Consider the following 26,414-nt stretch of genomic DNA (forward strand, 5'->3'; position numbering starts at 1 on the left):
ATGTTGGAATGGATTATAAGACGCTCAGTAGCTAATCGGTTCTTGGTATTAATGGGGGTAGTTTTTTTAGTTATTGCAGGCCTCTGGAGTATTCGCCATACACCAGTTGATGCCTTGCCTGACTTATCCGATGTTCAAGTCATTATTAAAACGACCTATCCGGGTCAGGCCCCACAGTTAGTTGAAAACCAAGTTACTTACCCAATAACTACCACGATGTTATCTGTACCAGGTGCCAAAACAGTACGAGGTTTTTCTGCATTTGGTGATTCATATGTTTATGTTATTTTTGAAGATAATACTGATTTGTACTGGGCTCGTTCAAGGGTTTTGGAGTATTTAAATCAGGTTCAAACTAAGTTACCTAAAGGGGCAGTCGCATCGATTGGACCAGATGCGACAGGAGTAGGCTGGGTTTTTGAATATGCTTTAGTCGATAAAACTGGAAAGCATAATCTAGCTGAATTACGTTCATTACAAGATTGGTTTTTGAAGTATGAATTAAAAGCGCTGCCTAATGTTTCGGAAGTAGCAACCGTTGGTGGTGTGGTGAAATCATATCAAATAGTGGTTGACCCTCTGAAGCTTGCCCAGTTCTCAATTACTTTACCTGAGATAAAACAATCGGTAGAGATGGCTAACCAAGAAGCTGGGGGCTCTTCAATTGAGATTGCTGAAGCTGAGTATATGGTTAGAGCTAGTGGCTATCTTCAGTCACTGGATGATTTTAATAAAATTTACCTGAAAACATCTGAAAGTGGCATTCCTATTTATTTACAAGATGTTGCTCGAGTACAAGAAGGCCCTGAGATGCGCCGTGGGGTCGCGGAGCTGAATGGTGAGGGGGAAGTTGTTGGTGGAATAATTTTACTTCGCTCAGGTGAAAATGCACGTGATGTTATCCAAGATGTAAAACAAAAACTTGATGATTTAAAAGCTAGCTTACCCGAAGGTATTGAAATCATCACAACCTATGATAGAAGCATATTAATTGATAATGCTATAGATAATTTAAGTTATAAATTACTGGAAGAATTTATTGTTGTAGCCCTCGTCTGTGCCGTTTTTTTATGGCACTTTCGTTCGGCATTAGTGGCTATTATTTCTTTACCGCTTGGTTTATTTATTGCTTTTATTGTAATGCGCTATCAAGGAATAAATGCAAATATTATGTCGTTAGGGGGGATTGCAATTGCGATTGGTGCGATGGTTGACGCTGCAATCGTGATGATAGAGAACGCCCATAAAAAATTAGAAAAATGGCAACACCAAAATGAAGGTAAAATACTCGATAATGCTCAGCGTTGGAAACTTATAACTGATTCCGCTGTGGAAGTTGGGCCTGCCTTATTCATTAGTTTATTAATTATCACTCTTTCTTTTATCCCTATTTTTACGTTAGAAGGGCAAGAAGGACGGTTATTTGGACCACTTGCGTTTACAAAAACCTATGCAATGGCTGGGGCAGCTGCCTTAGCGTTAATAGTGATCCCTATTTTAATGGGGTATTGGATCCGCGGTAATATTCCAAATGAAAATAAAAACCCACTTAACCGTTGGCTTATCTCACTGTATAGCCCTATTTTGCTTAAGGTTTTAGCATGGCCGAAAACGACATTATTAATCGGTTTTTTAACACTATTTACCGTGATATGGCCGTTAAAGCATTTAGGCGGTGAATTCTTACCATCAATTAATGAAGGCGACTTGTTATATATGCCTTCAACATTGCCGGGGGTTTCACCCGCTCAAGCTGCATTTTTATTACAGAACACCGATAAGCTTATAAAAACCATTCCTGAAGTAGACACTGTATTTGGCAAAGTTGGTAAAGCTGAGACGGCAACAGACTCCGCTCCTATGGAAATGATTGAAACGACAATTCGTTTGAAACCACAATCACAGTGGCGAGAAGGGATGACGCTTGAAAAAATCATTGACGAATTAGATGAAACAGTTCGTTTACCAGGGGTTGCAAACCTATGGGTTCCACCAATTCGTAACCGGATCGATATGCTTTCAACCGGGGTAAAAAGCCCTATCGGGATTAAAGTTTCAGGTAAAGATCTCCAAGAAATTGATGCTTTAGCGCAAGAAATTGAAAAAGTAACTAAATCTGTGCCCGGTGTTGTTTCTGTATTAGCAGAAAGGTTGGTTGGTGGCCGCTATATTGATGTCAAGATTGATAGAGAAAAAGCCGCCCGTTATGGAATGAGTATTAGCGATGTACAAGTGTATATATCGATGGCGACAGGGGGGGAAATGATTGGTGAAACGGTAGAAGGTATTGAACGTTATCCCATAAGTCTAAGATATCCACAGGATCATCGAAATAGTGTTTCCGCATTGAAATTATTACCGATTTTAACGCCAAGTAAGCAACAAATTGTACTGAGTGATGTCGCCGATGTGGCTGTCAATATGGGGGCACCTATGTTGAAAACAGAAAATGCACGTCCAACAAGTTGGATTTATATTGACGCACGAGACCGCGATATGGTTTCTGTTATTAAAGATATTGATGCCGCAATAAAAGATAACATCCAAATGAAGCCGGGGTTGAGTTATTCATTTACAGGGCAATTTGAATTATTAGAAAGAGCTAACCAAAAGCTTATGCTAATGGTACCCGCAACTATTATGATCATTTTTGTGTTGTTGTATTTAGCTTTTAGGCGTTTCAGTGAAGCATTACTTATTTTACTCAGCCTACCTTTTGCTTTAGTCGGGGCTATTTGGTTCCTTTATTGGATGAATTTTAATTTATCCGTTGCGACGGGAACGGGGTTCATTGCATTGGCGGGCGTAGCCGCTGAGTTCGGTGTTGTTATGTTGATTTATTTAAGACATGCTATTGAAGATAAAGAAAAAGTGCAAGGAATTAACCAGTTATCAAAACAAGATTTAGATAGTGCATTATATGAAGGTGCAGTACTTAGAGTCAGACCTAAAGCCATGACGGTTGCGGTAATTTTAGCAGGTTTATTACCTATTTTATTAGGTACTGGAGTTGGCTCTGAAGTGATGAGTCGGATTGCAGCTCCCATGATTGGAGGAATGATCACTGCACCATTATTATCGTTATTTATTATTCCTGCTGCATACAAACTAATTTGTCAGGCGCGCAATAAAAAATAGATTTTTATAAATATTATTAGTGATTATTTAAAAGGTGAACTGGATGAAAAAACTAATTTTAAGTGGAATGTTATTACTGTCATTTTCGGCTTTTTCGCAAGCAGAAAGCGTACAATTGTATAAAGATGCAAACTGTGGCTGCTGCCAGTTATGGGGGGAAGCAATTAATAAAGCGGGCTATGATGTTGTTATTAATGAGATAAGTTATGATGAATTAAGCCAGTTAAATGATAAATTAAAGGTGCCTTATAATTTACGTAGCTGCCATATTGCGAAATATAAAGGGAAAGTGATTGTTGGTCATGTCCCTGTAAGTAGTCTTGACGCTATTGAATCACTCCCCGCGGATGTCGTTGGTATTTCGGTGCCGGGGATGCCAATTGGCAGTTTAGGGATGGAACAACCGGATGGCAGAACCCAGCCATATTCCGTCGTCCAATTTAAAGCGAATGGTGAATACCGTTAGTTTTTATTATTATCAAGTTGCAGATGTACTCTGCAACTTGCCTTAAGAAGCAATTTATATTGAATCTTCTAAAATCAATTCAATAGTTTTAAGTTCCTGTTGCGTAAAAGCGCGATTTTTCAATATCCCCATAGCATCATCAATTTGGCTAATGCGACTAGCACCAATCAATACCGAGGTGATTCGGTCATGACGAAGTAGCCATGCTAAGGCCATTTGGTTGAGTTTTTGACCTCTTTTTTCCGCAAGTTCGTTCAACTGTTTGACTTTAGATAAAACACTTGAAGTGAGCCTTTCTGGCGGTAGTGAAGGGTTACCGGCAGCCCGTGAATCGGCAGGGATACCGTTTAAATAGCGGTCAGTTAAAATTCCACCAGCCAGTGGTGAATAAGCGATAGAGCCAACCCCTTCTTCTTCCAGTAAATCAAGGAGTCCTTCTTCGGGCGTGCGTTCTAACATGGAATATTTAGGTTGATGGATAAGACATGGAGTACCTAATTTATTGAGGATACTGATGGCCTCCTTTGCTACATCTGCAGGGTAATTTGATATACCTACGTATAATGCTTTACCTTGGCGCACAATGAGGTTAAGAGCCCCCATGGTTTCTTCTAAAGGGGTGTTTGGATCAGGGCGGTGATGATAAAAAATATCGACATAATCAAGTCCCATCCGTTTCAAACTTTGATTTAGGCTTGCAATAAGATATTTTTTACTTCCCCAATCACCATAAGGGCCATCCCACATGGTATAACCTGCTTTTGAAGAAATAATCATTTCATCACGATAAGGTAGGAAATCTTGTTGTAAGATCCGACCAAATTTGCTTTCCGCAGCACCGGGTGGCGGGCCATAATTATTGGCGAGATCAAAATGGGTGATCCCAAGGTCAAATGCGTGCCGAAGCATGGCTTGGCAATTATCAAAAGGTTTGTTATCGCCGAAATTATGCCATAACCCTAATGAAATCATTGGTAAACGTAACCCGCTACGGCCACATGAACGATACTCCATTTCAGTATAGCGCTTTGATGATGCAACATAAGGCATACTTTACCTCCAAAATAGTGGGTAAAACTTAGCCTATGTTGTCATAAACTGAAACCGTAAACTGAGTAATCGATGCGAATTTTTGTGAGTATGCAGGCTTTATTATTAAACTGTGATGGGGTACGAAAAAATAAAACATCTTGAAATATTCAGGTATTGACCTTATGGCAATACCTGAATTTGAGTTTTAAGGCTGTTCTGAGCGGGTAAAGACTAACTCATTACCTTTAGACTGGCTTTCATCAAATTGATAACCATCTAAATTAAAATCAGAAAGCTGATCTGTTTTCGTTAATTTATTTTGGATAATAAACCGGCTCATTAAACCACGAGCTTTCTTTGCATAAAAACTGATGACTTTATATTTACCGTTTTTTTCATCAAGAAAAATAGGTTTAATGATTTCGCCATCCAGTTTTTTAGTGTTCACTGATTTAAAATATTCATCGGATGCAAGGTTGACGAGCACTTGGTCTTTTTGCTCTGCAAGTGCTTGGTTAAGCTGTTTGGTGATAATGTCTCCCCAAAATTCATACAAGTCTTTGCCACGGGTGTTTTTTAAACGAATGCCCATTTCTAAGCGATATGGCTGCATCAAATCTAAAGGCCTTAATACGCCATACAGACCAGATAAAATACGCAAGTGAGATTGGGCAAATTCAAAATCTGCTTGAGAAAAGCTTTCGGCTTGCATGCCAGTATAGACATCACCTTTAAACGCTAAAATAGCTTGCCTTGCATTGTCAGGTGTAAAATCAGCATGCCACTCTGCGAAACGAGCGGCATTGAGCCCTGCTAGCTTATCACTAATTTTCATTAAACTTGCAATATCAGCGGGGGTTAGCTTACGGCATACATTAATCAGTTTCTGTGATTCAGCCAATAGCTCGGGTTGTGTGAATTGCTGGGTTGCCAGGGGGCTTTCGTAGTCTAATGTTTTTGCAGGTGAAATAGTAATCAGCATGACTTGACCCTTTTTAAACAATGATAGCCGTTACTTTAGCAAAAATTCATCCTTAATGGCTAATTGATATAATAAGCCAAACCAATATTGTTTTTTGTTATTCTTTAATCAATGATGTTTAGCTAAAAGGATTCAGTTTTATATCAAGGGGCGAAACCGATTGCCAATCAAATAGTTGCTTCTGACTGGATTTCCTTGCTTGCAGCAATGTGGATGCATGATATTATCTGTATACGGTGCGGCTATAGCCACAATTCCTTTATAATACGCAAAGTAATTCAAATTGTAGGTAGGTGGTAAGCAAACACCACTACAGCTTGAAGTATGACGGGTATAACAACGAGATTAAAGAAATGACCGATAAACTAACCTCCTTACGTAGTCTGACAACCGTTGTTGCTGATACTGGCGACATCGAAGCGATGAAGCTATACAAACCACAAGATGCGACAACTAATCCGTCGCTGATCTTAAATGCTGCACAAATGCCTGAATACCGCAAACTAATCGATGAAGCGGTAGAGTGGGCGCGTAAGCAAAGCAGCAACCGCGAGCAACAAATTGTTGATGCTTGTGACAAACTGGCAGTTAATATCGGTCTGGAAATTCTGAAATTAGTTCCGGGTCGTATTTCTACTGAAGTTGATGCGCGTCTTTCTTATGACGAAGAAGCTTGTATTGCTAAAGCTCGTCATTTAATCAAAATGTACAACGATGCTGGCATCAGCAATGACCGTATTCTGATTAAACTCGCTTCAACTTGGCAAGGTATCCGTGCTGCGGAGAAACTAGAAAAAGAAGGCATTAACTGTAACCTAACCTTATTATTCTCTTTTGCTCAAGCTCGTGCTTGTGCGGAAGCGGGGGTTTACCTAATTTCCCCATTTGTAGGCCGTATCCTTGACTGGTACAAAGCCAATACGGATAAAAAAGAATTTGCGCCACAAGAAGACCCAGGTGTGATTTCTGTGACTGAAATCTATAACTACTACAAAGCTCATGGCTATAAAACAGTAGTGATGGGTGCAAGCTTCCGTAATGTTGGTGAAATCATCGAATTAGCAGGTTGTGACCGTCTAACAATCTCTCCGGGCTTACTGAAAGAGTTATCTGAATCACAAGGTGAATTAGTTCGTAAACTGACTGATGCGGGTAAAACTCAAGAGCCAGGTGAAAAACTGACTGAAGCTGAGTTCTACTGGCAGCATAACCAAGACCCAATGGCGGTTGATAAACTGTCTGATGGTATTCGTAAGTTTGCGGTAGACCAAGAAAAACTGGAAAAAATGATTGCAGATTTACTGTAATATTACCTTTTTCTATTCAAACCCAGCTTACGAGCTGGGTTTTTTTATGGAAATTTTTCATTGAGTTAGTTCTCAATTTCAATATATAAAATTGAGGGCGCTGTATGAAAAAACGCATCATGATATGATAAGAGCCTGTTTACCCATGAGTAAACAGCTTCTGATTGATCAATTTTTTGAGGTTTATATGAATGAATTGCGCATAGGTCTGGTTTCAGTATCTGATCGTGCTTCGAGTGGTATTTATGAAGATAAAGGTATTCCTGCATTAGAAGAGTGGTTAGCAAAAACGCTGACAACGCCTTTTCGTATTGAAACTCGCCTGATCCCTGATGAGCAAATCATGATTGAGCAAACACTGTGTGAGCTGGTGGATGAATTTGCTTGCCACTTGGTTCTAACAACAGGTGGTACTGGGCCAGCTCGCCGTGATGTGACTCCAGATGCAACTCTTGCGGTTTCAGACCGTGAAATGCCCGGGTTTGGTGAACAAATGCGCCAAATTAGTTTGAAGTTTGTCCCTACGGCGATTTTATCCCGCCAAGTTGGTGTGATCCGTAATCAAGCTTTAATTTTGAACTTGCCAGGGCAGCCGAAAGCAATTGCCGAGACTCTTGAGGGGTTAAAAGATAAAGACGGTAATGTATTAGTCTCTGGGATTTTTGCCAGTATTCCATATTGCATTCAATTACTTGACGGCCCATATGTGGAAACTGACCCTGCAATAGTCAAAGCTTTTAGGCCTAAATCGGCGATCCGGTCAGAATAGTTATCGTGAGAAGTGTCATTGAACGTAATCAGGTGAGTGTTCCCCACCTGATTAAAACGATTTAAGGTAAATAATTAAAAACTATTCCTTATCATTAACTGCGCAGCCCAATAGGTAATACTGTTTTGCCATATTGTTCATTTAAAATCTCAGCAACAGCTAAGTAAAATGCACTGGCGCCGCAGATAATGCCCTCAAAACCTGCAAATTTCAGTAATGTGGCATTGCCTGTTATATTTCCAATGGCTAATAGCGCGAATAAAACCGTTAAGCTACCAAAGACAAATTGCAGTGCTAAGTTTGCTTTAAAGGTTCCTAAGAACATAAAAAAGGTAAAGATTCCCCAAATAGCGAGAAAGACGCCTAAAAACTCAGGGGAAGTTGCTTCGGCTAACCCTAATGTTGGTAAAAATAATAAACCAACTAATGAAATCCAAAACATGCCGTAGGAGGTAAATGCGGTTGCACCAAATGTATTGCCTTTTTTATACTCAATCAGTCCAGCAATAAATTGAGCAAGCCCACCGTAGAAAATCCCCATACTTAAAATAACAGATGAAAGAGGAAAGAAACCTGCATTATGGATATTTAGCAGGATGGTTGTCATACCAAAGCCGAGTAAACCAAGCGGGCCTGGATTTGCAAGAGAGCTAGGCTGCATATAACCTCTAGTAAAATATATAAAATTCAAGTAGATATAAGTTGATTAATGCTGCCTGGTTGGCAGCAACGGCGGATCATACGCAGTTTCAATTGCTCAAACCATGATCACAAGACAGGTTTTTTTGCAATAAATGCAAATTTTTTTTAATTCCCCCCTTGATGAATGGATTTGTGACCCCATCTTTAAGACATCGACGGATATCAATCAGAATTATTGCGTATTTAAAAATAATTTTGAGCTCAGAGTGAAAACTCCCTTGAAAATGAAATATTGAGCCACATATAGATTGATATCGAAATCATAGTGAAAAGAATTCCTTTGGAGGCGTTTTAGATGGGTAAAATTATTGGTATCGACTTGGGTACAACAAACTCATGCGTTGCAATTATGGATGGTACTACAGCTCGTGTTCTGGAGAACAGCGAAGGTGATAGAACTACTCCTTCCATCATTGCGTACACTCAAGATGGTGAAATTTTAGTTGGTCAGCCAGCAAAACGTCAGGCTGTGACTAACCCTGAAAATACTTTATTTGCAATCAAACGTTTGATTGGTCGTCGTTTCCAAGACGAAGAAGTTCAACGCGACGTTTCTATCATGCCATATAAAATTATTGCGGCTGATAACGGCGACGCTTGGTTAGACGTGAAAGGCCAAAAAATGGCTCCACCACAAGTTTCAGCTGAAGTTCTGAAAAAAATGAAGAAAACAGCAGAAGACTATTTAGGTGAGCCTGTAACAGAAGCTGTTATCACTGTTCCTGCATACTTTAATGATGCACAACGTCAAGCAACTAAAGATGCGGGTCGTATCGCTGGTTTAGAAGTAAAACGTATCATTAACGAACCAACAGCTGCTGCTCTGGCCTATGGTTTAGATAGAGAAGTTGGTAACCGTACTATTGCGGTTTATGACTTAGGTGGTGGTACATTCGACTTATCAATTATCGAAATCGATGAAGTTGATGGCGAAAAAACATATGAAGTACTGGCAACCAACGGTGATACTCACTTAGGTGGTGAAGACTTCGATACTCGTTTAATCAATTACTTAGTTGAAGAATTTAAGAAAGAACAAGGTGTTGACCTGCGTAACGACCCGTTAGCAATGCAACGTCTGAAAGAATCTGCAGAAAAAGCAAAAATTGAGCTGTCTTCTGCACAACAAACTGATGTTAACCTGCCGTATATTACTGCGGATGCAACAGGTCCTAAACATATGAATATCAAAGTGACTCGTGCGAAATTAGAGTCACTGGTAGAAGATTTAGTTAAGCGTTCAATGGAGCCAGTTAAAGTTGCTCTACAAGACGCAGGTTTAAGCGTGAGTGAAATCAACGACGTTATTTTAGTTGGTGGTCAAACACGTATGCCAATGGTACAGAAAGTTGTTGCTGATTTCTTCGGTAAAGAGCCACGTAAAGACGTGAACCCAGACGAAGCAGTGGCAATGGGTGCAGCAGTCCAAGGTGGTGTTTTAGCGGGTGATGTTAAAGACGTTCTGTTACTTGACGTAACGCCTCTGTCTTTAGGTATCGAAACTATGGGCGGTGTGATGACTTCGTTAATCTCGAAGAATACGACTATCCCAACGAAACACAGCCAAGTATTCTCAACCGCTGAAGATAACCAAGCTGCAGTAACTATCCATGTTCTGCAAGGTGAGCGTAAACGTGCAAGTGATAACAAATCACTGGGTCAGTTTAACTTAGATGGTATCCAAGCAGCACCACGTGGTATGCCACAAATTGAAGTTACTTTCGACATTGATGCTGATGGTATCTTGCATGTTTCTGCGAAAGATAAAAACAGTGGTCGTGAGCAAAATATCACTATTAAAGCTTCCTCTGGTCTGAATGACGAGGAAATCGAAAAAATGGTACGTGACGCAGAAGCGAACGCTGAATCTGACCGTAAATTTGAAGAGTTGGTTCAAGTTCGTAATCAAGCTGACCAACTGGTGCATGGTACTCGTAAACAAATCGAAGAAGCCGGTGATAAACTCCCAGCGGAAGATAAAGCGAATATCGAAAAAGCAACTTCTGAGTTAGAAGCAGCATCTAAAGGTGAAGATAAAGCAGATATTGAAGCGAAAATCCAAGCCTTAGTAACTGCATCTGCGAAACTTTTAGAAATTGCACAACAACAAGCTCAAGCTGGTGGCGCAGATGCAACTGGTGCTGAAGCTAAGAAAGATGATGATGTTGTTGATGCTGAATTCGAAGAAGTTAACGACAAAGACAAAAAATAATGCCCTTAGCGGGCGCAGTAGCTGTAGCAAATGATAGTTACTGATACCGGATACGGGCGTCGAGGAAACTCTACGCCCGTTCCGCATGTTAAGGGTAAATAGAGAATGGCAAAAAGAGACTTTTATGAGGTTCTAGGCCTCGAGAAAAATGCTTCCGAAAAAGATATTAAGCGGGCTTATAAGCGCTTAGCAATGAAGTATCACCCTGACCGTAATCAGGGGAATAAAGACGAATCCGAAGTCAAATTTAAAGAAATTAAAGAGGCTTACGAAGTTCTATCTGACGATCAAAAACGTGCGGCTTATGACCAATATGGCCATGCAGCGTTTGAACAAGGTGGAATGGGCGGCGGTGGTTTCGGCGGTGGTGCTGACTTTAGCGATATCTTTGGTGACGTCTTCGGTGATATTTTTGGAGGCGGCCGCAGACAGCAACGCCCAAGCCGTGGTTCTGACCTGCAATACAACATGGAACTGACTCTTGAAGAAGCCGTCCGTGGAGTGACCAAAGAAATTCGTATTCCAACACTGGAAACCTGTGATGTGTGCCATGGAAATGGTGCTAAACCAGGGACCAGTGCAGATACCTGCTCAACCTGTCATGGGATGGGGCAAGTACATATGCGCCAAGGCTTTTTCTCAGTACAACAGCCTTGCCCAACCTGTCATGGTCGCGGTAAAGTGATTAAAGACCCATGCAATAAATGTCATGGTCATGGTCGAGTTGAAAGGTATAAAACCTTATCAGTAAAAATTCCTGCAGGGGTTGATACAGGTGACCGCGTTCGCTTATCTGGCGAAGGTGAGGCCGGTGAAAATGGGGCACCATCAGGGGATTTATTCGTTCAGGTTCATGTATTACCTCATAATATTTTTGAGCGTGATGGTAATAACTTGCATTGTGAAGTGCCTATTAACTTCGCTGACGCTGCACTTGGAGGGGAAATTGAAGTCCCAACTCTTGATGGGCGTGTGAAACTAAAAATCCCGGCAGAAACTCAGACCGGTAAAATTTTCCGCATGAAAGGGAAAGGGGTGAAATCCGTTCGTGGGGGCTTACAAGGTGATTTAATGTGCCACATTGTGGTCGAAACACCAGTCAAACTGAATGAGAAACAAAAAGCATTACTGCAAGAGTTTGGTGAGTCGTTAGGTGGAAAAGGGGGAGAAAAGAATAGCCCTCGTTCTAAAAGTTTTTTAGATGGTGTTAAAAAATTCTTTGATGATTTAACTAAATAAATAATTAGTTAATAATAAATCAAGCTGGATGGCTGACTTTACATATGGTGAAGTCAGCCATTTTTATACCTTATTTAACAACTTCTCCGCTAGCAATCACCGTTTTACGTACTTGGTTAGCAAAATCTTGGGCCTCTGCAATAATTGACCCCTCATTTGCGGTCAGTAATTGGCGATCTTTCATCAATAGCTTACCATCAACAATAGTATGGCGAACATTCGAGCCATTGGCTCCATACACTAAAGCAGCATATGGGCTATACATAGGAACCATATTTGGTGATTTAGTATCAATAACAATAATGTCTGCCAGCTTACCTTCTTCAAGGGAACCTAATTTATCTTCCATATGTAGTGCTCGAGCAGAACCCATTGTTGCCATTTCAACAACGGTAATAGGTGGCATAGCAGCTCTATCTTTATTTTCGAGTTTGTGAATTTTACCGACCAAATTGAGTTCATTTAAGGTGGTTAGCGTGTTGCTCGACATCGGCCCATCGGTCCCTAGACCTACCCGAATTCCTTTTTCTAGCATAGTTGTTACGGGAGCAACTCCCTTAGCTGATTTAGTATTCGCACTAATATTATGTGCGACACCTACATCATATTGCTTTAATAAATCCATGTCTTTTTCATCGACCATAATGGCATGGGCGGCGATAACTTTATTATTCAATGCGCCAATATCAGCCATGTACTGAACAGGGCTTTTACCACCAGTGCGTTTCGCAATTTCTTCTTGTTCACGGTCTGTTTCGGCGAGGTGGATCATCACTGGCACATTCAGTTCTTGAGATAACTTAGCAATTTTCTGCAAATGTTCAGTTGAATTGGTATAGGGAGCATGAGGGGCGAAAGCTGGTGTAATACGTGGATGATTTTTATATTGGTTAATAAAGTTAACGGCATATTCAATGCCTTCATCGGCATTTTTCGCATCAGCCACAGGGAATTTGATGACTGACTCCCCTAGTACCGCCCTTAAACCAATTTTATCTACTGTTTTAGCGACTTCATCCTCAAAATAATACATATCAACGTATGTGGTAACACCACCTTTAATCATTTCGATATTGGCGAGATTTGCTCCAATACGTACCATCTCACGAGATACCATTTTGCTTTCTAATGGGAAAATATAGCGATGTAAGCGGTCAGGCACATCATCGGCTAAAGAGCGAAATACAGTCATAGAGGCGTGAGTATGGGTATTAATTAGCCCAGGCATAACAATATCACCATTAACATTTAGAACATCTGATGCTTGATAATTTTTTGCTAGCTCAGGCCCCCCAACAGCTATGATTTTGTTGTCTTTAACCACAACGGTTCCGTGGTCGATAACTTGTTTTTTATTATCCATAGTGAGGACAGTACCATCAACAATCATGATATCAGCGGGCGTAGCAGCAAAGCTGGTGAAAGAAGCGCTGATAACAGTTAGTGCTAGTAAGGATTTTGAGAATGACATTATTGCCTCATATCTAAATGAAAAATTAGCTGCGTTTTTTATATATCGTTTCAGGGTGTTTGAGAGTGAAGTTAATTGCAATCACTCTGGGTATTTTGATATACCAATGATAGTTTACAGAGACTATTATAAAAACTAATAGTTATTTTATTAGTAATATCAGTGTATTAGTATATTAGGTGCTGAGTTTAGCGAGTAAGACACCAAATAAAATAACGACACAGGCAATGACCCGCATCATATTGAACTTTTCTTTCAGAAAAACAATCGATAAAAACATGGCAAACAGAACGCTGGTTTCTCTAATGGCAGCAACGACGACAATAGGTGCTTGGCTCATTGCCCATATTGCAATCCCGTAACTGATAAGTTGCATTAACCCACCTAATAGCCCTGAACGCCAATATTGCTGAACCCCGCTCAATAAACGACGACGGTATTTAATGATGCCAGGTACGATTAATACGACCCCATTTAATAAAAATAACCAAAGTGTATACACCACAGGGTCTTCGCTAGATCGAGAACCATGACCATCTGATAGGGTATAGCAAGCCGTAAAAAAAGCGGTACATAAGGCGAAGGTGAGCGCCTTCCCATTGATATTTAAGGTGAATTTCTTCCCTGCAAAAGCAATTAAGACAACACCACTTATAATTAATAGGATGCCAATAAACCCCATTAATGGTATTAACTCATTGAATAATAAAGCACTAAGTAGAGCCGTTATTAAAGGTGCAGACCCACGAGATATTGGGTAAATCTGCCCTAGATCGCCGTATGTATAAGCCTGACTCAAAAAGTAGGTATAACCAATATGAAACAGTACCGATAACGCAAGCCAATGGATGGCCTCAGGCGAAGGTAAACCAAGCCAAAGTATTGCAGGTATGGTTAATACCCCTGAAAAAAAAGAAATCATCACAAGGCCGAAGAAACGGTCACTGCCAAATTTAACTAGGGCATTCCAAGTCGCATGGCAAAAAGCAGCGAAAAGTACGGCAAATAGTACGTAAGTTGTCATCGTTAAATAGTAATCGTTAGTGTTTTATTGGCAAATTAACCACATCGTTTTTGAGAAGCGCTTGGCAACTATTTTATTAGCAGTCTCCCACATTTAACTTTTTTGCGAAAGGAATCGAATAAAGAAAGGAGGAAGCTTTTATCAGGACATAAAGAAATGTAGATTTTGTACTGTAATAAAAGTTGAATTTATAAAGTTTATTTTTAACAAAAGTTATTATTTGTTTTTATAAAAATTGTCTATAGTAAAATTAACGTTTTTTTATCATTTAGCGTGATCATCGCCCTTAAAACATCGTCTATTCCGAGTGGTAATGGATAAATAAACGATTTTTTACGAATTAATAATTAGCATAGTATTAACATTCAAAAAAATACTGGGGTTATATATATGACAGCAATTATTCGTAAATTTTTAAGGTTAGAAGCAGCAGGGGGCTTACTTCTGATTATTGCTGCCATAGTCGCTTTAGTAATGGCTAATTCACCATTACAAGGGGCTTATCAGCAATTTTTAGATATCCCCGTGTCCATTAAAATATCAGAGTTTGGTTTGGATAAGCCATTGATATTATGGATTAATGACTTCTTAATGGCGATCTTCTTTTTGGTTGTTGGCCTTGAAGTAAAGCGTGAATTATTAGAAGGATCTCTTGCTGGACGAGATAAAGCCATATTTCCTGCAATTGCAGCACTTGGAGGAATGTTAGCACCTGCATTAATTTACCTTTTATTTAATGGCGGAGACAGTGTTACTCAACAAGGTTGGGCGATACCTGCTGCAACTGATATTGCATTTGCATTGGGAGTGATGGCGCTATTAGGAAAGCGTGTACCAACAGAATTAAAAGTGTTCTTATTAGCACTAGCCATTATTGATGATCTTGGTGTCATTGTTATTATTGCATTTTTCTATACAAGTTCTGTATCTCTGATTGCCTTAGGTTTATCAGCATTATGTATCGCCTTGTTATGTGTAATGAATTGGCGTAGGGTTGAGAATACTGCCGCATATTTGGTTATTGGTATCATACTGTGGGTGTGCATATTAAAATCAGGTGTTCATGCTACATTAGCGGGTGTTATTGTTGGCTTCTTAATTCCATTACATGGTACGAATAAGACTAAGCCTTCTGAAGAATTAGAGCATGTTTTACACCCATGGGTTGTCTATCTAATTTTACCTATATTTGCTTTTGCGAATTCGGGCGTTCAGCTACAAGGCGTCACTTTTGAAGGGTTACTCAGCCCATTGCCATTAGGTGTCGCTGCGGGGCTTATTCTCGGTAAACCAATTGGGATTTTTCTGTTTAGTTGGGTTTCGGTAAAACTTGGGTTTGCAAAATTACCTGAGTCGATTAACTTAAAGCAAGTCTTTGCTGTTTCGGTTCTATGTGGGATCGGTTTTACTATGTCTATTTTTATAACGGGTCTCGCATTTGATGGGCTTGATGAGGTGTATAGTACCTATTCACGCCTAGGGATCTTAATTGGCTCTACATTAGCAGCATTCTTAGGTTATTTTATGTTAAGGGTAGTCTTACCGAAGCAAAAAGAGTCAGTATAGTTCATACTATCGAAATAATTTTTCAAATTATTAGTAAGAATTTCCGAGCTAATACTCTATGATATGCCGCAGTATATTGTGAATATACTGCGGCATTTAAATGAAAGCTCCTGAGTTATGGGGTACAGGTAAACGTGTATAACCAGCAGCGCGGATGATTACTGTTGGCGGTGCAAAAGGAATAGATATGCGGGTTTCACATCTTAATTTTAACCACCTTTACTACTTTTGGCATGTATGCAAAGAAGGTTCTGTAGTTGGAGCAGCGGAAGCACTTTACCTGACTCCTCAAACAATTACAGGGCAAATAAAAGCACTAGAAGAGCGTTTAGGGGGGAAATTGTTTAAGCGGCAGGGGCGTGGGTTAGTTCCTTCCGAGCTTGGGCAATTAATTTTTCGCTATGCAGACAAAATGTTTATGCTTAGCCAAGAAATGTTAGATATCGTCAATTATAGCCGGGAATCTAACCTACTGTTTGATGTAGGAGTGGCAGATACACTATCAAAACAGTTAGTCAGTAAAATATTAGAAACTACAGTTGTTGAGCATGAGCAAATTCACTTGCGCTGCTTTGAGTCAACGCATGAGCTGCTATTAGAACAACTTAGTCAACATAAGCTCGATATGATTTTATCGGATTGCCCTGTTGACTCATCTCAACAAGAAGGCTTGTTCTCGGTAAAACTCGGGGAGTGCAGCATGAGCTTCTTTTGCCGTCAGCCTATCCCTAAAAAACCCTTTCCTGAATGTTTAGAAGAACGTCGTTTACTAATACCGGGACGGCGCTATCTATTAGGTCGGCATATACTCGCTTGGATACGGAATAAAAATTTACAAGTGGAAGTGTTAGGTGAGTTTGATGATGCTGCATTAATGAAAGCATTTGGTATGCATTATAATGCAATTTTTGTCGCTCCATCTCAATATACACCTGATCTTTTAGGTGGTGATGATATTGTGGAGTTAGGGCGTTTAGAAAGTGTAAAAGAAGAGTATTATGTTATTTTTGCCGAAAGGATGATCCAGCACCCTGCGGTACAACGTGTCTGTAATAAAGATTTTTCTGATCTATTCTCGGTTCCATTTAATAGCGTAGAGAAAAAAGCTTAGCAGACAAAAAAACCGGCAAAAGCCGGTTTTTTTAGCTAATCAAGAAGCAAAATTACATTGCTTTAATTTGAGCAACTAAGTTAGCTTTATGACGTGCTGCTTTATTCTTGTGGATCAGGCCTTTACTTGCATGGCGATCAACAATAGGTTGCATGTCATTGAATGCTTTCTGAGCAGCTTCTTTATCGCCAGCAGCGATAGCAAGGTAAACTTTCTTGATAAAAGTACGTACCATAGAGCGACGGCTAGCGTTGTGCTGGCGACGTTTCTCTGCCTGAACGGCACGTTTCTTAGCTGATTTGATATTAGCCAAGGTCCAACTCCCAAATGTATTCTATTGAGGACAATTCAAAGGTCGAGGAATATGCCCTTTCGCCCTTCATTTGTCAATGGATTTGTGCAAATAAACATCGTGTACTTCGATGCTAATGCGTTGTGAATGGTGCAAGATTCTATCAGCAAATATGAGAAGAATACAGATCTTAGCGTGAAAAAATGCGTAATTGATGGCAGATATTTGAAAAAAATGAAAACTAAAAAAAAATTTGGCCTATCAATCAGTGGGTAGTATGAAATTTACCCGGTTATTGGTTGCTTATTAATCGTAATCTATGTTTAGCTATAGGCATTGATGAGAAAACGATAAAAATTTAATATTTTTAGAGACCTCGGAACAAATTTGTTGTATTGATAATCCATTGGTTATCCCAACGTTTTTGATATTCGTGCCTAACAGCTCTGTTTGGGTAGCATTATAACCGACTAATCACATAAAATGGGTCGGTAATAAATCGTGTAGAGATCAAAAAAATAGGGTTTAATGAAACCTTTTGCGAACTAAGGTTAACCTTAGGCGTCGTACAAGGTATAATCCTGCAATTTCCTCGGTATTGAGCCTGTTATGGAGCTAATTCGCGGTATACAGAATATCCGGGCGTGCCATCATGGTTGCGTGCTGACTATTGGTAATTTTGACGGTGTCCATCGTGGGCATCAGGTTTTACTTCAAAATTTGAAGCTCAAAGGTGCGGAGTTAGGGCTACCAACGGTAGTGATGATTTTTGAACCACAACCTCTTGAGTTTTTTATTGGTGACAAAGCGCCTGCGCGTTTGACACGTTTGCGAGACAAAGTGAAATATCTTGCAGATAGTGGTATTGATTACCTCTTATGTGTTGAATTCAACCAGCACTTTGCGTCATTGACTCCGGCTGAGTTTGTATTGGACTTACTTGTCAACAAACTAGGCGTGAAGTACCTTGCTATTGGCGATGATTTCCGTTTTGGGAAAAATCGTATGGGTGACTTTACCTTTTTAAAACAAGCGGGTCATGAATTCGGTTTTGAGGTTGCAGATACAGAAAGCTTTTGTGATTCGGGTCTTCGTATCAGTAGCACGGCTATTAGAAAAGCGATACAAGACAATGACCTTGAATTGGCAGAAAATCTGTTAGGGCATACTTATCGTATTAGCGGGCGGGTCGTACATGGTAACCAGCTCGGTAGGACAATCGGTTTTCCCACAGCTAACTTGCCGTTAAAACGTTTAGTCACACCAGTTACAGGTGTGTATGCTGTAGAAGTTTATGGTTTAGGCGATAAGCCTTTACCTGGTGTGGCGAATATCGGCACACGACCGACTGTATCTGGAAAAGGAACGCAGTTAGAAGTTCATCTGATTGATGCAAGTATGGATTTATACGGGCGTCATATTGATGTAGTGTTACGTAAAAAATTACGTGATGAGCAGCGGTTTGCTTCGTTGGAAGCGCTTAAGGAGCAAATTGCTAATGATGTAATTGCAGCGAGAGAATATCTTACTGCAATAGGAATCAGATAATTTAGCGGAAAATTGGAACTGAGAATCGATGAGTGATTATAAAAATACCCTGAATCTACCAGAAACAGGGTTCCCAATGCGTGGCGATCTCGCTAAACGCGAACCACAGATGTTAGAGCGCTGGTACAAAGAAGGTTTGTATCAGGCAATCCGTAAAGCAAAATCGGGCAAGAAAACGTTTATTCTGCACGATGGCCCTCCATATGCGAACGGTAGTATTCATATTGGTCACTCAGTTAACAAAATTCTCAAAGATATTATTATTAAATCCAAAGGGTTGTCGGGTTATGATTCCCCGTATATTCCTGGTTGGGATTGCCACGGATTACCTATTGAACATAAAGTTGAACAAATCGTAGGTAAACCGGGCGAAAAAGTTTCTGCCGCTGAATTTCGTGCACAATGCCGTCAATATGCAAAAGAGCAAATTGAAGGGCAAAAAGCTGATTTTATACGTTTAGGGGTTTTAGGTGAGTGGGATAAACCTTACCTAACGATGGATTTTAAAACTGAGGCTCATATCATTAGGGCATTGGCAAAAACCATCGAAAATGGCCATTTAGTGAAAGGGGCTAAACCTGTTCACTGGTGTACTGCGTGTGGTTCATCACTTGCAGAAGCTGAAGTGGAATATTATGACAAAACGTCCCCTTCTATCTACGTACGCTTCCCTGCGGTAGATGGCAAAGCCGTATGCGAAAAATTTGGCATTGTTAGTGAAAAAACACCTTCATTAGTTATCTGGACGACGACCCCTTGGACTTTGCCTGCTAACCGTGCAATTTCTTTGAATCCTGAATTCAAATACAATTTAGTTGAAGCAAATGGCGAATTAGTCATTTTAGCTGCCGACCTCGTAGAAGATGTGATGAAAACATCCGGTATCGAGTCGTGGAAAGTGTTAGGTGAGTGTGAAGGCACTGCGCTGGAATTGCTGCGCTTCCAACATCCATTTATGGGCTTTGATGTTCCAGCAATTTTGGGCGACCACGTGACATTAGACGCCGGTACGGGAGCCGTTCATACGGCGCCAGGCCACGGTCCTGAAGACTACATTGTTGGTCAAAAATATGGTTTAGAAACAGCGAACCCAGTGGGTCCAGATGGCTGTTTCCTACCAAATACCTACCCAACATTGGATGGGCTATTTATTTTTAAAGCGAATGACCTGATCGTTGAATTACTCGATGAAAAAGGGGCATTGCTCTATAAACAAGCAATTCAACATAGCTACCCATGCTGTTGGCGCCATAAAACTCCTGTTATTTTCCGTGCGACACCTCAATGGTTTATCGGTATGGATAAAAACGGCTTACGTGAACAATCATTGAAGGAAATTGATATTGTTCAATGGATTCCTGGCTGGGGTCGTGCTCGTATTGAGGCAATGGTTGAAAATCGCCCTGATTGGTGTATTTCTCGTCAGCGTACATGGGGCACACCAATGTCTCTGTTCGTTCATAAAGACACTGAAGAGTTGCACCCTCGTACATTAGAATTAATGGAAGAGGTTGCTAAGCGTGTTGAGGTCGATGGTATTCAAGCATGGTGGGATCTTGACCCAGAAGAGCTATTAGGCGCTGAAGCGGAGACTTACCGAAAAGTCCCTGACACATTAGATGTGTGGTTTGATTCTGGTTCGACACATTTTGCAGTGGTTGATGCTCGCCCTGAGTTCCACGGTAATTCAGCGGACATGTACCTTGAAGGTTCAGACCAACATCGTGGTTGGTTTATGTCTTCATTAATGCTATCAACTGCGATGAAAGGTAAAGCACCTTACCGCCAAGTTCTGACACACGGCTTTACTGTTGATGGCCAAGGCCGCAAAATGTCTAAATCGTTAGGCAATACAGTGAGCCCACAAGATGTCATGAACAAACTGGGTGCGGATATCTTACGTTTATGGGTGGCATCAACGGATTATACGGGCGAAATCGCTGTTTCTGATGAAATTTTAAAACGTGCCGCTGATTCTTATCGCCGCATTCGTAATACGGCCCGTTTCTTATTGGCTAATCTGAATGGCTTCAATCCTGAAACAGACATGGTTAAGCCTGAAGATATGGTGCTGCTAGACCGCTGGGCGGTTAGCCGTGCGCTTGAAGCTCAAGCTGAAATTACTAAAGCATATGATGAGTATGACTTCCTATCAGTCATTCAGCGTTTAATGCATTTCTGCTCCATTGAAATGGGGTCGTTCTACCTAGATATCATCAAAGACCGTCAGTATACAGCGAAAAGTGATAGCTTAGCGCGTCGTAGCTGTCAAACTGCTCTGTTCCACATTGTTGAAGCATTAGTACGTTGGGTTGCACCTGTTCTTTCTTTCACTTCAGATGAAATTTGGAACCAGTTACCAGGTAAGCGCTCACAGTTTGTTTTAACCGAAGAATGGTATGACGGTTTATTTGGTTTAGATGCGTCAAACGAAATGAACAACAGTTTCTGGGCTGAGTTGTTAGCTGTTCGTGGCGAAGTGAATAAAGTGTTAGAGCAAGCTCGTACAGATAAACACATCGGTGGTTCATTAGAAGCGGCGGTCACACTGTATGCTGATAAAGCATTAGCAAGTAAACTGCAAAGCTTAGGTGACGAACTACGTTTTGTGCTACTGACATCACAAGCTACAGTTGCAGATATTGCAACAGCGCCAGTGGATGCGCAAGAAAGTGAATTAAGCGGCCTGAAAATTGCTTTCAGCAAAGCTGTGGGTGAAAAATGCCCACGTTGCTGGCACTATGCGAGTGATATTGGTTCTTCAAGCGAGCAACCTGAAATTTGTGGTCGCTGTGTGATTAACGTAGCCGGCAACGGCGAAACCCGTAAGTTTGCTTAATGAAGGCGCCAATTTGTTCGACCGGTCTGCGTTGGTTATGGTTAACCATTGTGATCATCGTTGCGGATTTAGGGATCAAGCAATTAGTGCTAAAAGATCTCAATCTGTACGAACCGCATCCTGTAATGCCGTTTTTCAACATCATGTATGCCCAAAATTTTGGTGCTGCATTTAGTTTCTTAGCGGATGAAGGCGGCTGGCAGCGTTGGTTCTTCGCTGGGATAGCGGTTGGGATCTCCATTATTTTAATGGTTATGATGTATCGCCAAAGTGCACAAAAGCGCTTATCGAATATTGCTTATGCATTAATTATTGGTGGTGCAATTGGTAATCTGAGTGACCGGTTAGTTCATGGCTTTGTTGTTGATTACCTTGACTTTTACGTCGGTAATTGGCATTGGCCAACATTTAACCTAGCTGATATGGCCATTTGTATTGGTGCAGCACTCGTCATTTTTGAAGGTTTCTTGCCAGATAAACCAAAGCAAGAAAAAGCTAAATAAATTGGCGACACAATAGGTTACAATGCAATAACTCACAGCCCAGATTTTCTGGGCTGAATTTTATGACAAAATAGGTTTGGTTTATGTCTACTCAAATACAGGCGCAGAGCTCTGTTTTACTGCATTTCACATTGAAATTGGAAGATGGCTCTACCGCAGATTCCTCACACGCACAAGGAAAGCCTGCGTTGTTTGTCTTAGGGAATGATTCTTTATCTCCAGAACTTGAAGCCCAGCTTATTGGCCTCAATGAAGGTGAAAAGAAAAACTTTTCATTACCCGGAGACACTGTTTTTGGGAAACATAACCCTGATTTAGTGCAATACTTTTCATTGCGTGATTTTACTGAAACAGGTATACCTGAAATTGGTACTATCATGTTATTTAGCGCGATGAATGGCAGTGAAATGCCAGGGGTAGTAAAATCGATTGAAGGCGAATCTATCACAGTCGATTTTAATCATCCTCTGGCAGAGCAGCAGATTAGCTTTGAAATAGAAGTGCTTGAAGTAGACCCGCAATTGGAGGATCACAATGCAAATATTAATGGCTAATCCTCGTGGATTTTGTGCAGGTGTAGACCGCGCAATTAGTATCGTAGAAAGGGCGTTGGAAATTTACGGCGCACCTATTTACGTTCGTCATGAAGTGGTTCATAACCGTTATGTTGTGGATGATCTACGGCAGCGTGGGGCTATTTTTATTGAAGAAATTTCTGAAGTGCCTGATGGTTCAATTTTAATTTTCTCGGCACATGGCGTATCACAAGCTATTCGTCAGGAAGCTCGTTCACGTGATTTAACCATGTTATTCGATGCAACTTGCCCATTGGTCACTAAAGTTCATATGGAAGTTGCACGTGCAAGCCGCAAAGGTAAAGAGGCTATTTTAATTGGGCATGCAGGCCACCCTGAAGTTGAAGGTACTATGGGGCAATACAGTAACCCTGAAGGTGGTATGTACCTTGTTGAAAGCCCTGAAGACGTTTGGAAGTTAACCGTGAAAGATGAAAATAATTTGTCTTTTATGACCCAAACAACACTCTCAGTCGATGATACATCAGATGTAATCGATGCACTGACAAAGCGTTTCCCAAGCATTGTCGGGCCGCGTAAAGATGATATCTGCTACGCAACAACTAACCGCCAAGAAGCTGCGAGAGAGCTTGCTGAACGTGCTGATATTGTCTTAGTTGTCGGTTCTAAAAACTCCTCGAACTCAAATCGCCTTGCTGAATTAGCATCTAGAATGCAAAAACCTGCATTTTTAATTGATGGCGCAGAGGATATCAAAACAGAATGGCTAGCAGGTAAAAATATTATTGGCCTAACGGCTGGGGCGTCAGCACCCGATATTCTAGTTAGGCAAGTTATTGATCGACTTAAAGAGCTAGGTGCAGATTCTGTTGTGGAATTACAGGGACGGGAAGAAAATATCGTCTTTGAAGTACCTAAAGAATTACGAGTTGAAGTCAAAGAAATCAATTAATTATTTGCTGTAAATAAGGCAGCTACATTTTCATAAAGTAGCTGCTATTTTTATTTTGTTTAAACATTCATTTCCTGTTTTTTTCCTACTATTAAAACTTTTTCTGATAATCAACGCGCTCTCTATGCTTTTGTTAATATCAATGCATTTTTGCTAGCGGATTGCCGCTATGATGGTTAATCTGTATCACAATCATTTTTCAGACTGCGGGCAATATATTAATTTTGCAGCCTAAAGCAGTTTAGATTCAATTTCTTGCATTAATAATGAAAAAAGGATGAACCATGGCAAATTCAGTGGTACGTGTTGCGGTAGTCGGCGCAGGTGGTCGCATGGGGCGGCAATTAATTCAAGCGGCACAAGAGCAAGAAGGTATTCAACTAGGCGCAGCCATTGAACGTGAAGGCTCATCACTCATTGGAGCTGATGCCGGTGAGCTTGCAGGGGTTGGTAAACTAGGTGTTTCTGTTGTTGATTCACTCAACCAAGTGGTAAATGATTTTGATGTTGTGATTGATTTTACACGCCCAGAAGGCACATTACATTATTTAGCATTTTGTAAAGAGAATCAAAAAGCGATGGTCATTGGCACGACAGGCTTCGATGAACAAGGTAAGCAAGCTATTGCAGATGCTGCAACGGTGATCCCAATTGTTTTCGCGGCAAACTTTAGTGTTGGTGTTAATTTAGTACTCAAATTACTAGAAAAAGCCGCAAAAGTGATGGGAACTTACACTGATATTGAAATTGTTGAAGCCCATCATCGATATAAAGTTGATGCGCCATCAGGCACAGCTTTAGCAATGGGAGAATCTATTGCTGGTGCACTTGGTAAAGATTTAAAAGATTGTGCGGTATATGCAAGAGAAGGCTATACCGGTGAGCGTGAAGCTGGGACGATCGGTTTTGCAACTATTCGAGCTGGTGATATTGTGGGAGAGCATACCGCGATGTTTGCCGATATTGGTGAGCGAGTTGAGATCACTCATAAAGCGTCTAGCCGGATGACGTTTGCAAATGGCGCAATAAGGGCATCAGGCTGGGTAGTCGCTAAAAAACCAAGTTTATATGATATGAAAGATGTATTGTGTTTAGATGATATTTAATTTTTAAATTATAATTTTTGTTTATAATCAGGTTGATATAGTTATCAACCTGATTATATTTAATGTTCGGTGTTTTTACCTTTTCAAGTAATCATTTCTATTTGTTTTCCTGTTTTTTAGTGCTTTTTTTATCACTAATTTCTCTTTAAACTGATTTTTAGCTGAGTTATTATCATTTTTACAGTTATCTTACGTTGCAACCGTTTACTTATTCATATTGGCTATCATTTTTGGTGGTCATAACGATAAATTCAGGGTAGCTTGGCAAAAAAGTAAGGTAAAATTGTAAAAAATGCATTTTTTTCTAGACAAGACCCTATCTCATCATTAGAATGCGCGCAATTTGCCAAAAATCTGCTTAAAAACTCATTTTGGCATTGATTTAGATCGCAAAATCTGAATTAATATGCAAAAAACGTGATTTATTATTCTCCGGAGGGTGTTTTGATTAAGTCAGCTATATTGGTTCTGGAAGACGGAACCCAATTCCACGGGCATGCCATAGGCGCAGAAGGTGCCGCAGTTGGAGAAGTCGTTTTCAATACGTCAATGACCGGATATCAAGAAATAATTACAGACCCTTCCTATTCCCGCCAAATTGTTACTCTCACTTATCCCCATATTGGTAATGTCGGCACAAATGCTGATGACGAAGAATCTCCAAATGTTCATGCTCAAGGTCTAATCATTCGTGACTTACCATTGGTTTACAGCAACTTTCGTGGGCAAGAAGGGTTGTCAGAGTATCTGAAACGCCACAACGTTGTGGCTATCGCAGATATCGATACACGTAAATTGACCCGCTTATTGAGAGAAAAAGGGGCTCAGAATGGCTGCATTATCGCAGGGGATAGTCCAGATGCCGCATTGGCACTTGAAAAAGCACGTAGTTTCTCTGGGTTGAATGGATTGGATTTAGCAAAAGAAGTCTGCACTAAAGAGATTTATAGTTGGTCTCAAGGATCTTGGACACTAGAAAATGGTCAGCAAGGTGCGAAAGCCGCTGAACAGCTTCCTTTCCACGTCGTTGCCTATGATTTTGGTGCTAAACGTAATATTTTACGAATGCTAGTTGACCGCGGTTGCCGCTTAACAGTTGTTCCCGCAACGACCTCGGCAGAAACGGTTCTAGCGATGGAGCCGGATGGTATTTTCCTATCTAACGGGCCTGGTGATCCTGCCCCTTGTGATTACGCAATCAATGCAATTGAAACATTTTTAACCACCAATATACCTGTTTTTGGGATCTGCTTAGGGCATCAATTATTGGCTCTGGCTAGTGGTGCAAATACCATGAAAATGAAGTTTGGTCATCATGGTGCTAACCATCCTGTGAAAGATTTAGACAACGATGTTGTTATGATCACCGCGCAAAATCATGGTTTTGCTGTCGATGAATCAACACTCCCCGATACACTGCGTGTGACGCACAAGTCACTGTTTGATGGGACATTGCAAGGTATTCACCGTACGGATAAACCAGCATTTAGTTTCCAAGGCCATCCTGAAGCAAGCTCAGGGCCACATGATGCGGCGAACTTATTCGACCATTTCATTGATTTAATCAATGAATACCGTCAAAACACGCCACGTCAAAACGCAAAATAATCGGGAGCAGA

At 40.6% G+C, this 26,414-nt stretch carries 21 protein-coding genes; 15 read left to right on the top strand and 6 right to left on the bottom strand.

Annotated features, from left to right (window positions below):
- Entirely contained in the window at positions 1–3,138 is a 3,138-nt protein-coding gene (locus tag P3L56_RS03345; protein WP_048608436.1) for an efflux RND transporter permease subunit, read from the top strand.
- A gap of 43 nt (positions 3,139–3,181) precedes the next feature.
- Positions 3,182–3,604: a DUF411 domain-containing protein gene (locus P3L56_RS03350; protein WP_042846992.1), complete on the top strand. Its 423-nt coding sequence runs from the start codon at positions 3,182–3,184 to the stop codon at positions 3,602–3,604.
- A gap of 54 nt (positions 3,605–3,658) precedes the next feature.
- Here P3L56_RS03350 and P3L56_RS03355 read toward each other — a convergent pair whose 3' ends face one another.
- Positions 3,659–4,654 carry an aldo/keto reductase gene (locus P3L56_RS03355; protein ID WP_131680440.1) on the bottom strand — a complete coding sequence of 332 codons (996 nt, stop codon included), beginning with the start codon at positions 4,652–4,654 and terminating at the stop codon, positions 3,659–3,661.
- 187 nt (positions 4,655–4,841) lie between these two features.
- Positions 4,842–5,618, bottom strand: coding sequence for a peroxide stress protein YaaA (gene yaaA / locus P3L56_RS03360; RefSeq protein WP_048608432.1), 777 nt, complete (start codon positions 5,616–5,618; stop codon positions 4,842–4,844).
- 353 nt (positions 5,619–5,971) lie between these two features.
- Here yaaA and tal point away from each other — a divergent pair, with 353 nt between their 5' ends.
- On the top strand, positions 5,972–6,925 hold the full coding sequence (gene tal / locus P3L56_RS03365; RefSeq protein ID WP_042846989.1) for a transaldolase: 954 nt from the start codon (positions 5,972–5,974) through the stop codon (positions 6,923–6,925).
- Between the two features lie 187 nt (positions 6,926–7,112).
- On the top strand, positions 7,113–7,694 hold the full coding sequence (gene mog / locus P3L56_RS03370; protein WP_042847030.1) for a molybdopterin adenylyltransferase: 582 nt from the start codon (positions 7,113–7,115) through the stop codon (positions 7,692–7,694).
- Positions 7,695–7,788: 94 nt separating this feature from the next.
- On the opposite strand, the gene satP is transcribed toward mog, so the two are convergent.
- Positions 7,789–8,355, bottom strand: a complete 567-nt coding sequence (gene satP / locus P3L56_RS03375; RefSeq protein WP_129466871.1) for an acetate uptake transporter — start codon at positions 8,353–8,355, stop codon at positions 7,789–7,791.
- A 336-nt stretch (positions 8,356–8,691) separates the two neighbouring features.
- Between satP and dnaK the strand changes: the two genes are divergently transcribed.
- A complete protein-coding gene (gene dnaK, locus P3L56_RS03380) occupies positions 8,692–10,608 on the top strand; it encodes a molecular chaperone DnaK (protein ID WP_048608428.1) in 1,917 nt (638 codons plus the stop codon).
- Positions 10,609–10,713: 105 nt separating this feature from the next.
- Positions 10,714–11,847, top strand: a complete 1,134-nt coding sequence (gene dnaJ, locus P3L56_RS03385; protein WP_042846986.1) for a molecular chaperone DnaJ — start codon at positions 10,714–10,716, stop codon at positions 11,845–11,847.
- 70 nt (positions 11,848–11,917) lie between these two features.
- On the opposite strand, the gene P3L56_RS03390 is transcribed toward dnaJ, so the two are convergent.
- Both P3L56_RS03390 and P3L56_RS03395 read right to left on the bottom strand, forming a co-directional pair.
- Complete coding sequence (locus P3L56_RS03390) at positions 11,918–13,318, bottom strand: amidohydrolase (protein ID WP_048608426.1); 1,401 nt, start codon at positions 13,316–13,318, stop codon at positions 11,918–11,920.
- Positions 13,319–13,493: 175 nt separating this feature from the next.
- Positions 13,494–14,342, bottom strand: a complete 849-nt coding sequence (locus P3L56_RS03395) for an EamA family transporter (protein WP_129466869.1) — start codon at positions 14,340–14,342, stop codon at positions 13,494–13,496.
- A gap of 390 nt (positions 14,343–14,732) precedes the next feature.
- Between P3L56_RS03395 and nhaA the strand changes: the two genes are divergently transcribed.
- Positions 14,733–15,908 carry a Na+/H+ antiporter NhaA gene (nhaA, locus tag P3L56_RS03400; protein ID WP_048608421.1) on the top strand — a complete coding sequence of 392 codons (1,176 nt, stop codon included), beginning with the start codon at positions 14,733–14,735 and terminating at the stop codon, positions 15,906–15,908.
- 187 nt (positions 15,909–16,095) lie between these two features.
- Positions 16,096–17,019, top strand: a complete 924-nt coding sequence (gene nhaR / locus P3L56_RS03405; RefSeq protein WP_048608452.1) for a transcriptional activator NhaR — start codon at positions 16,096–16,098, stop codon at positions 17,017–17,019.
- A gap of 52 nt (positions 17,020–17,071) precedes the next feature.
- Here the strand turns inward: nhaR and rpsT are convergent, their stop codons facing one another.
- Positions 17,072–17,332, bottom strand: coding sequence for a 30S ribosomal protein S20 (rpsT, locus tag P3L56_RS03410; protein ID WP_042846982.1), 261 nt, complete (start codon positions 17,330–17,332; stop codon positions 17,072–17,074).
- 588 nt (positions 17,333–17,920) lie between these two features.
- On the opposite strand from rpsT, the gene ribF reads away from it, so the two are divergent.
- The 7 genes from ribF to carA all read left to right on the top strand — a co-directional run bounded on the left by ribF (position 17,921) and on the right by carA (position 26,403).
- Positions 17,921–18,859, top strand: a complete 939-nt coding sequence (gene ribF / locus P3L56_RS03415; protein ID WP_042846981.1) for a bifunctional riboflavin kinase/FAD synthetase — start codon at positions 17,921–17,923, stop codon at positions 18,857–18,859.
- A 28-nt stretch (positions 18,860–18,887) separates the two neighbouring features.
- Positions 18,888–21,698 (top strand): isoleucine--tRNA ligase, encoded by a 2,811-nt coding sequence (gene ileS, locus P3L56_RS03420; protein ID WP_198861138.1) that lies wholly within the window; start codon positions 18,888–18,890, stop codon positions 21,696–21,698.
- Complete coding sequence (gene lspA, locus P3L56_RS03425) at positions 21,698–22,201, top strand: signal peptidase II (RefSeq protein WP_042846979.1); 504 nt, start codon at positions 21,698–21,700, stop codon at positions 22,199–22,201. Before ileS ends, lspA begins: the two co-directional genes overlap by 1 nt.
- 83 nt (positions 22,202–22,284) lie before the next feature.
- Complete coding sequence (gene fkpB / locus P3L56_RS03430; protein ID WP_042846978.1) at positions 22,285–22,755, top strand: FKBP-type peptidyl-prolyl cis-trans isomerase; 471 nt, start codon at positions 22,285–22,287, stop codon at positions 22,753–22,755.
- Positions 22,736–23,689 carry a 4-hydroxy-3-methylbut-2-enyl diphosphate reductase gene (ispH, locus tag P3L56_RS03435; protein WP_042846977.1) on the top strand — a complete coding sequence of 318 codons (954 nt, stop codon included), beginning with the start codon at positions 22,736–22,738 and terminating at the stop codon, positions 23,687–23,689. The genes fkpB and ispH overlap by 20 nt, the downstream gene beginning before the upstream one ends.
- Positions 23,690–23,973: 284 nt before the next feature.
- Positions 23,974–24,795, top strand: coding sequence for a 4-hydroxy-tetrahydrodipicolinate reductase (gene dapB, locus P3L56_RS03440; RefSeq protein ID WP_042846976.1), 822 nt, complete (start codon positions 23,974–23,976; stop codon positions 24,793–24,795).
- A 444-nt stretch (positions 24,796–25,239) separates the two neighbouring features.
- The gene (gene carA / locus P3L56_RS03445) at positions 25,240–26,403 is read left to right on the top strand and encodes a glutamine-hydrolyzing carbamoyl-phosphate synthase small subunit (RefSeq protein WP_164975528.1); all 1,164 of its coding nucleotides are present in this window, start codon (positions 25,240–25,242) and stop codon (positions 26,401–26,403) included.
- Positions 26,404–26,414: the final 11 nt, after the last annotated feature.

The organism is Providencia sp. PROV024, assembly GCF_032709665.1.
Taxonomy (GTDB): Bacteria; Pseudomonadota; Gammaproteobacteria; order Enterobacterales; family Enterobacteriaceae; genus Providencia; species Providencia huashanensis.

Bases quoted from the DNA above. Each gene is read 5' to 3' on its own strand.
- mog (WP_042847030.1), top strand. From the start codon at position 7,113: ATGAATGAATTGCGCATAGGTCTGGTTTCAGTATCTGATCGTGCTTCG.
- nhaA (WP_048608421.1), top strand. From the start codon at position 14,733: ATGACAGCAATTATTCGTAAATTTTTAAGGTTAGAAGCAGCAGGGGGC.
- yaaA (WP_048608432.1), bottom strand. From the start codon at position 5,618: ATGCTGATTACTATTTCACCTGCAAAAACATTAGACTACGAAAGCCCC.
- P3L56_RS03355 (WP_131680440.1), bottom strand. From the start codon at position 4,654: ATGCCTTATGTTGCATCATCAAAGCGCTATACTGAAATGGAGTATCGT.
- tal (WP_042846989.1), top strand. From the start codon at position 5,972: ATGACCGATAAACTAACCTCCTTACGTAGTCTGACAACCGTTGTTGCT.
- satP (WP_129466871.1), bottom strand. From the start codon at position 8,355: ATGCAGCCTAGCTCTCTTGCAAATCCAGGCCCGCTTGGTTTACTCGGC.
- fkpB (WP_042846978.1), top strand. From the start codon at position 22,285: ATGTCTACTCAAATACAGGCGCAGAGCTCTGTTTTACTGCATTTCACA.
- lspA (WP_042846979.1), top strand. From the start codon at position 21,698: ATGAAGGCGCCAATTTGTTCGACCGGTCTGCGTTGGTTATGGTTAACC.
- P3L56_RS03350 (WP_042846992.1), top strand. From the start codon at position 3,182: ATGAAAAAACTAATTTTAAGTGGAATGTTATTACTGTCATTTTCGGCT.
- ispH (WP_042846977.1), top strand. From the start codon at position 22,736: ATGCAAATATTAATGGCTAATCCTCGTGGATTTTGTGCAGGTGTAGAC.
- dnaK (WP_048608428.1), top strand. From the start codon at position 8,692: ATGGGTAAAATTATTGGTATCGACTTGGGTACAACAAACTCATGCGTT.
- dnaJ (WP_042846986.1), top strand. From the start codon at position 10,714: ATGGCAAAAAGAGACTTTTATGAGGTTCTAGGCCTCGAGAAAAATGCT.
- nhaR (WP_048608452.1), top strand. From the start codon at position 16,096: ATGCGGGTTTCACATCTTAATTTTAACCACCTTTACTACTTTTGGCAT.
- P3L56_RS03395 (WP_129466869.1), bottom strand. From the start codon at position 14,342: ATGACAACTTACGTACTATTTGCCGTACTTTTCGCTGCTTTTTGCCAT.
- P3L56_RS03345 (WP_048608436.1), top strand. From the start codon at position 1: ATGTTGGAATGGATTATAAGACGCTCAGTAGCTAATCGGTTCTTGGTA.
- dapB (WP_042846976.1), top strand. From the start codon at position 23,974: ATGGCAAATTCAGTGGTACGTGTTGCGGTAGTCGGCGCAGGTGGTCGC.
- ribF (WP_042846981.1), top strand. From the start codon at position 17,921: ATGGAGCTAATTCGCGGTATACAGAATATCCGGGCGTGCCATCATGGT.
- ileS (WP_198861138.1), top strand. From the start codon at position 18,888: ATGAGTGATTATAAAAATACCCTGAATCTACCAGAAACAGGGTTCCCA.
- P3L56_RS03390 (WP_048608426.1), bottom strand. From the start codon at position 13,318: ATGTCATTCTCAAAATCCTTACTAGCACTAACTGTTATCAGCGCTTCT.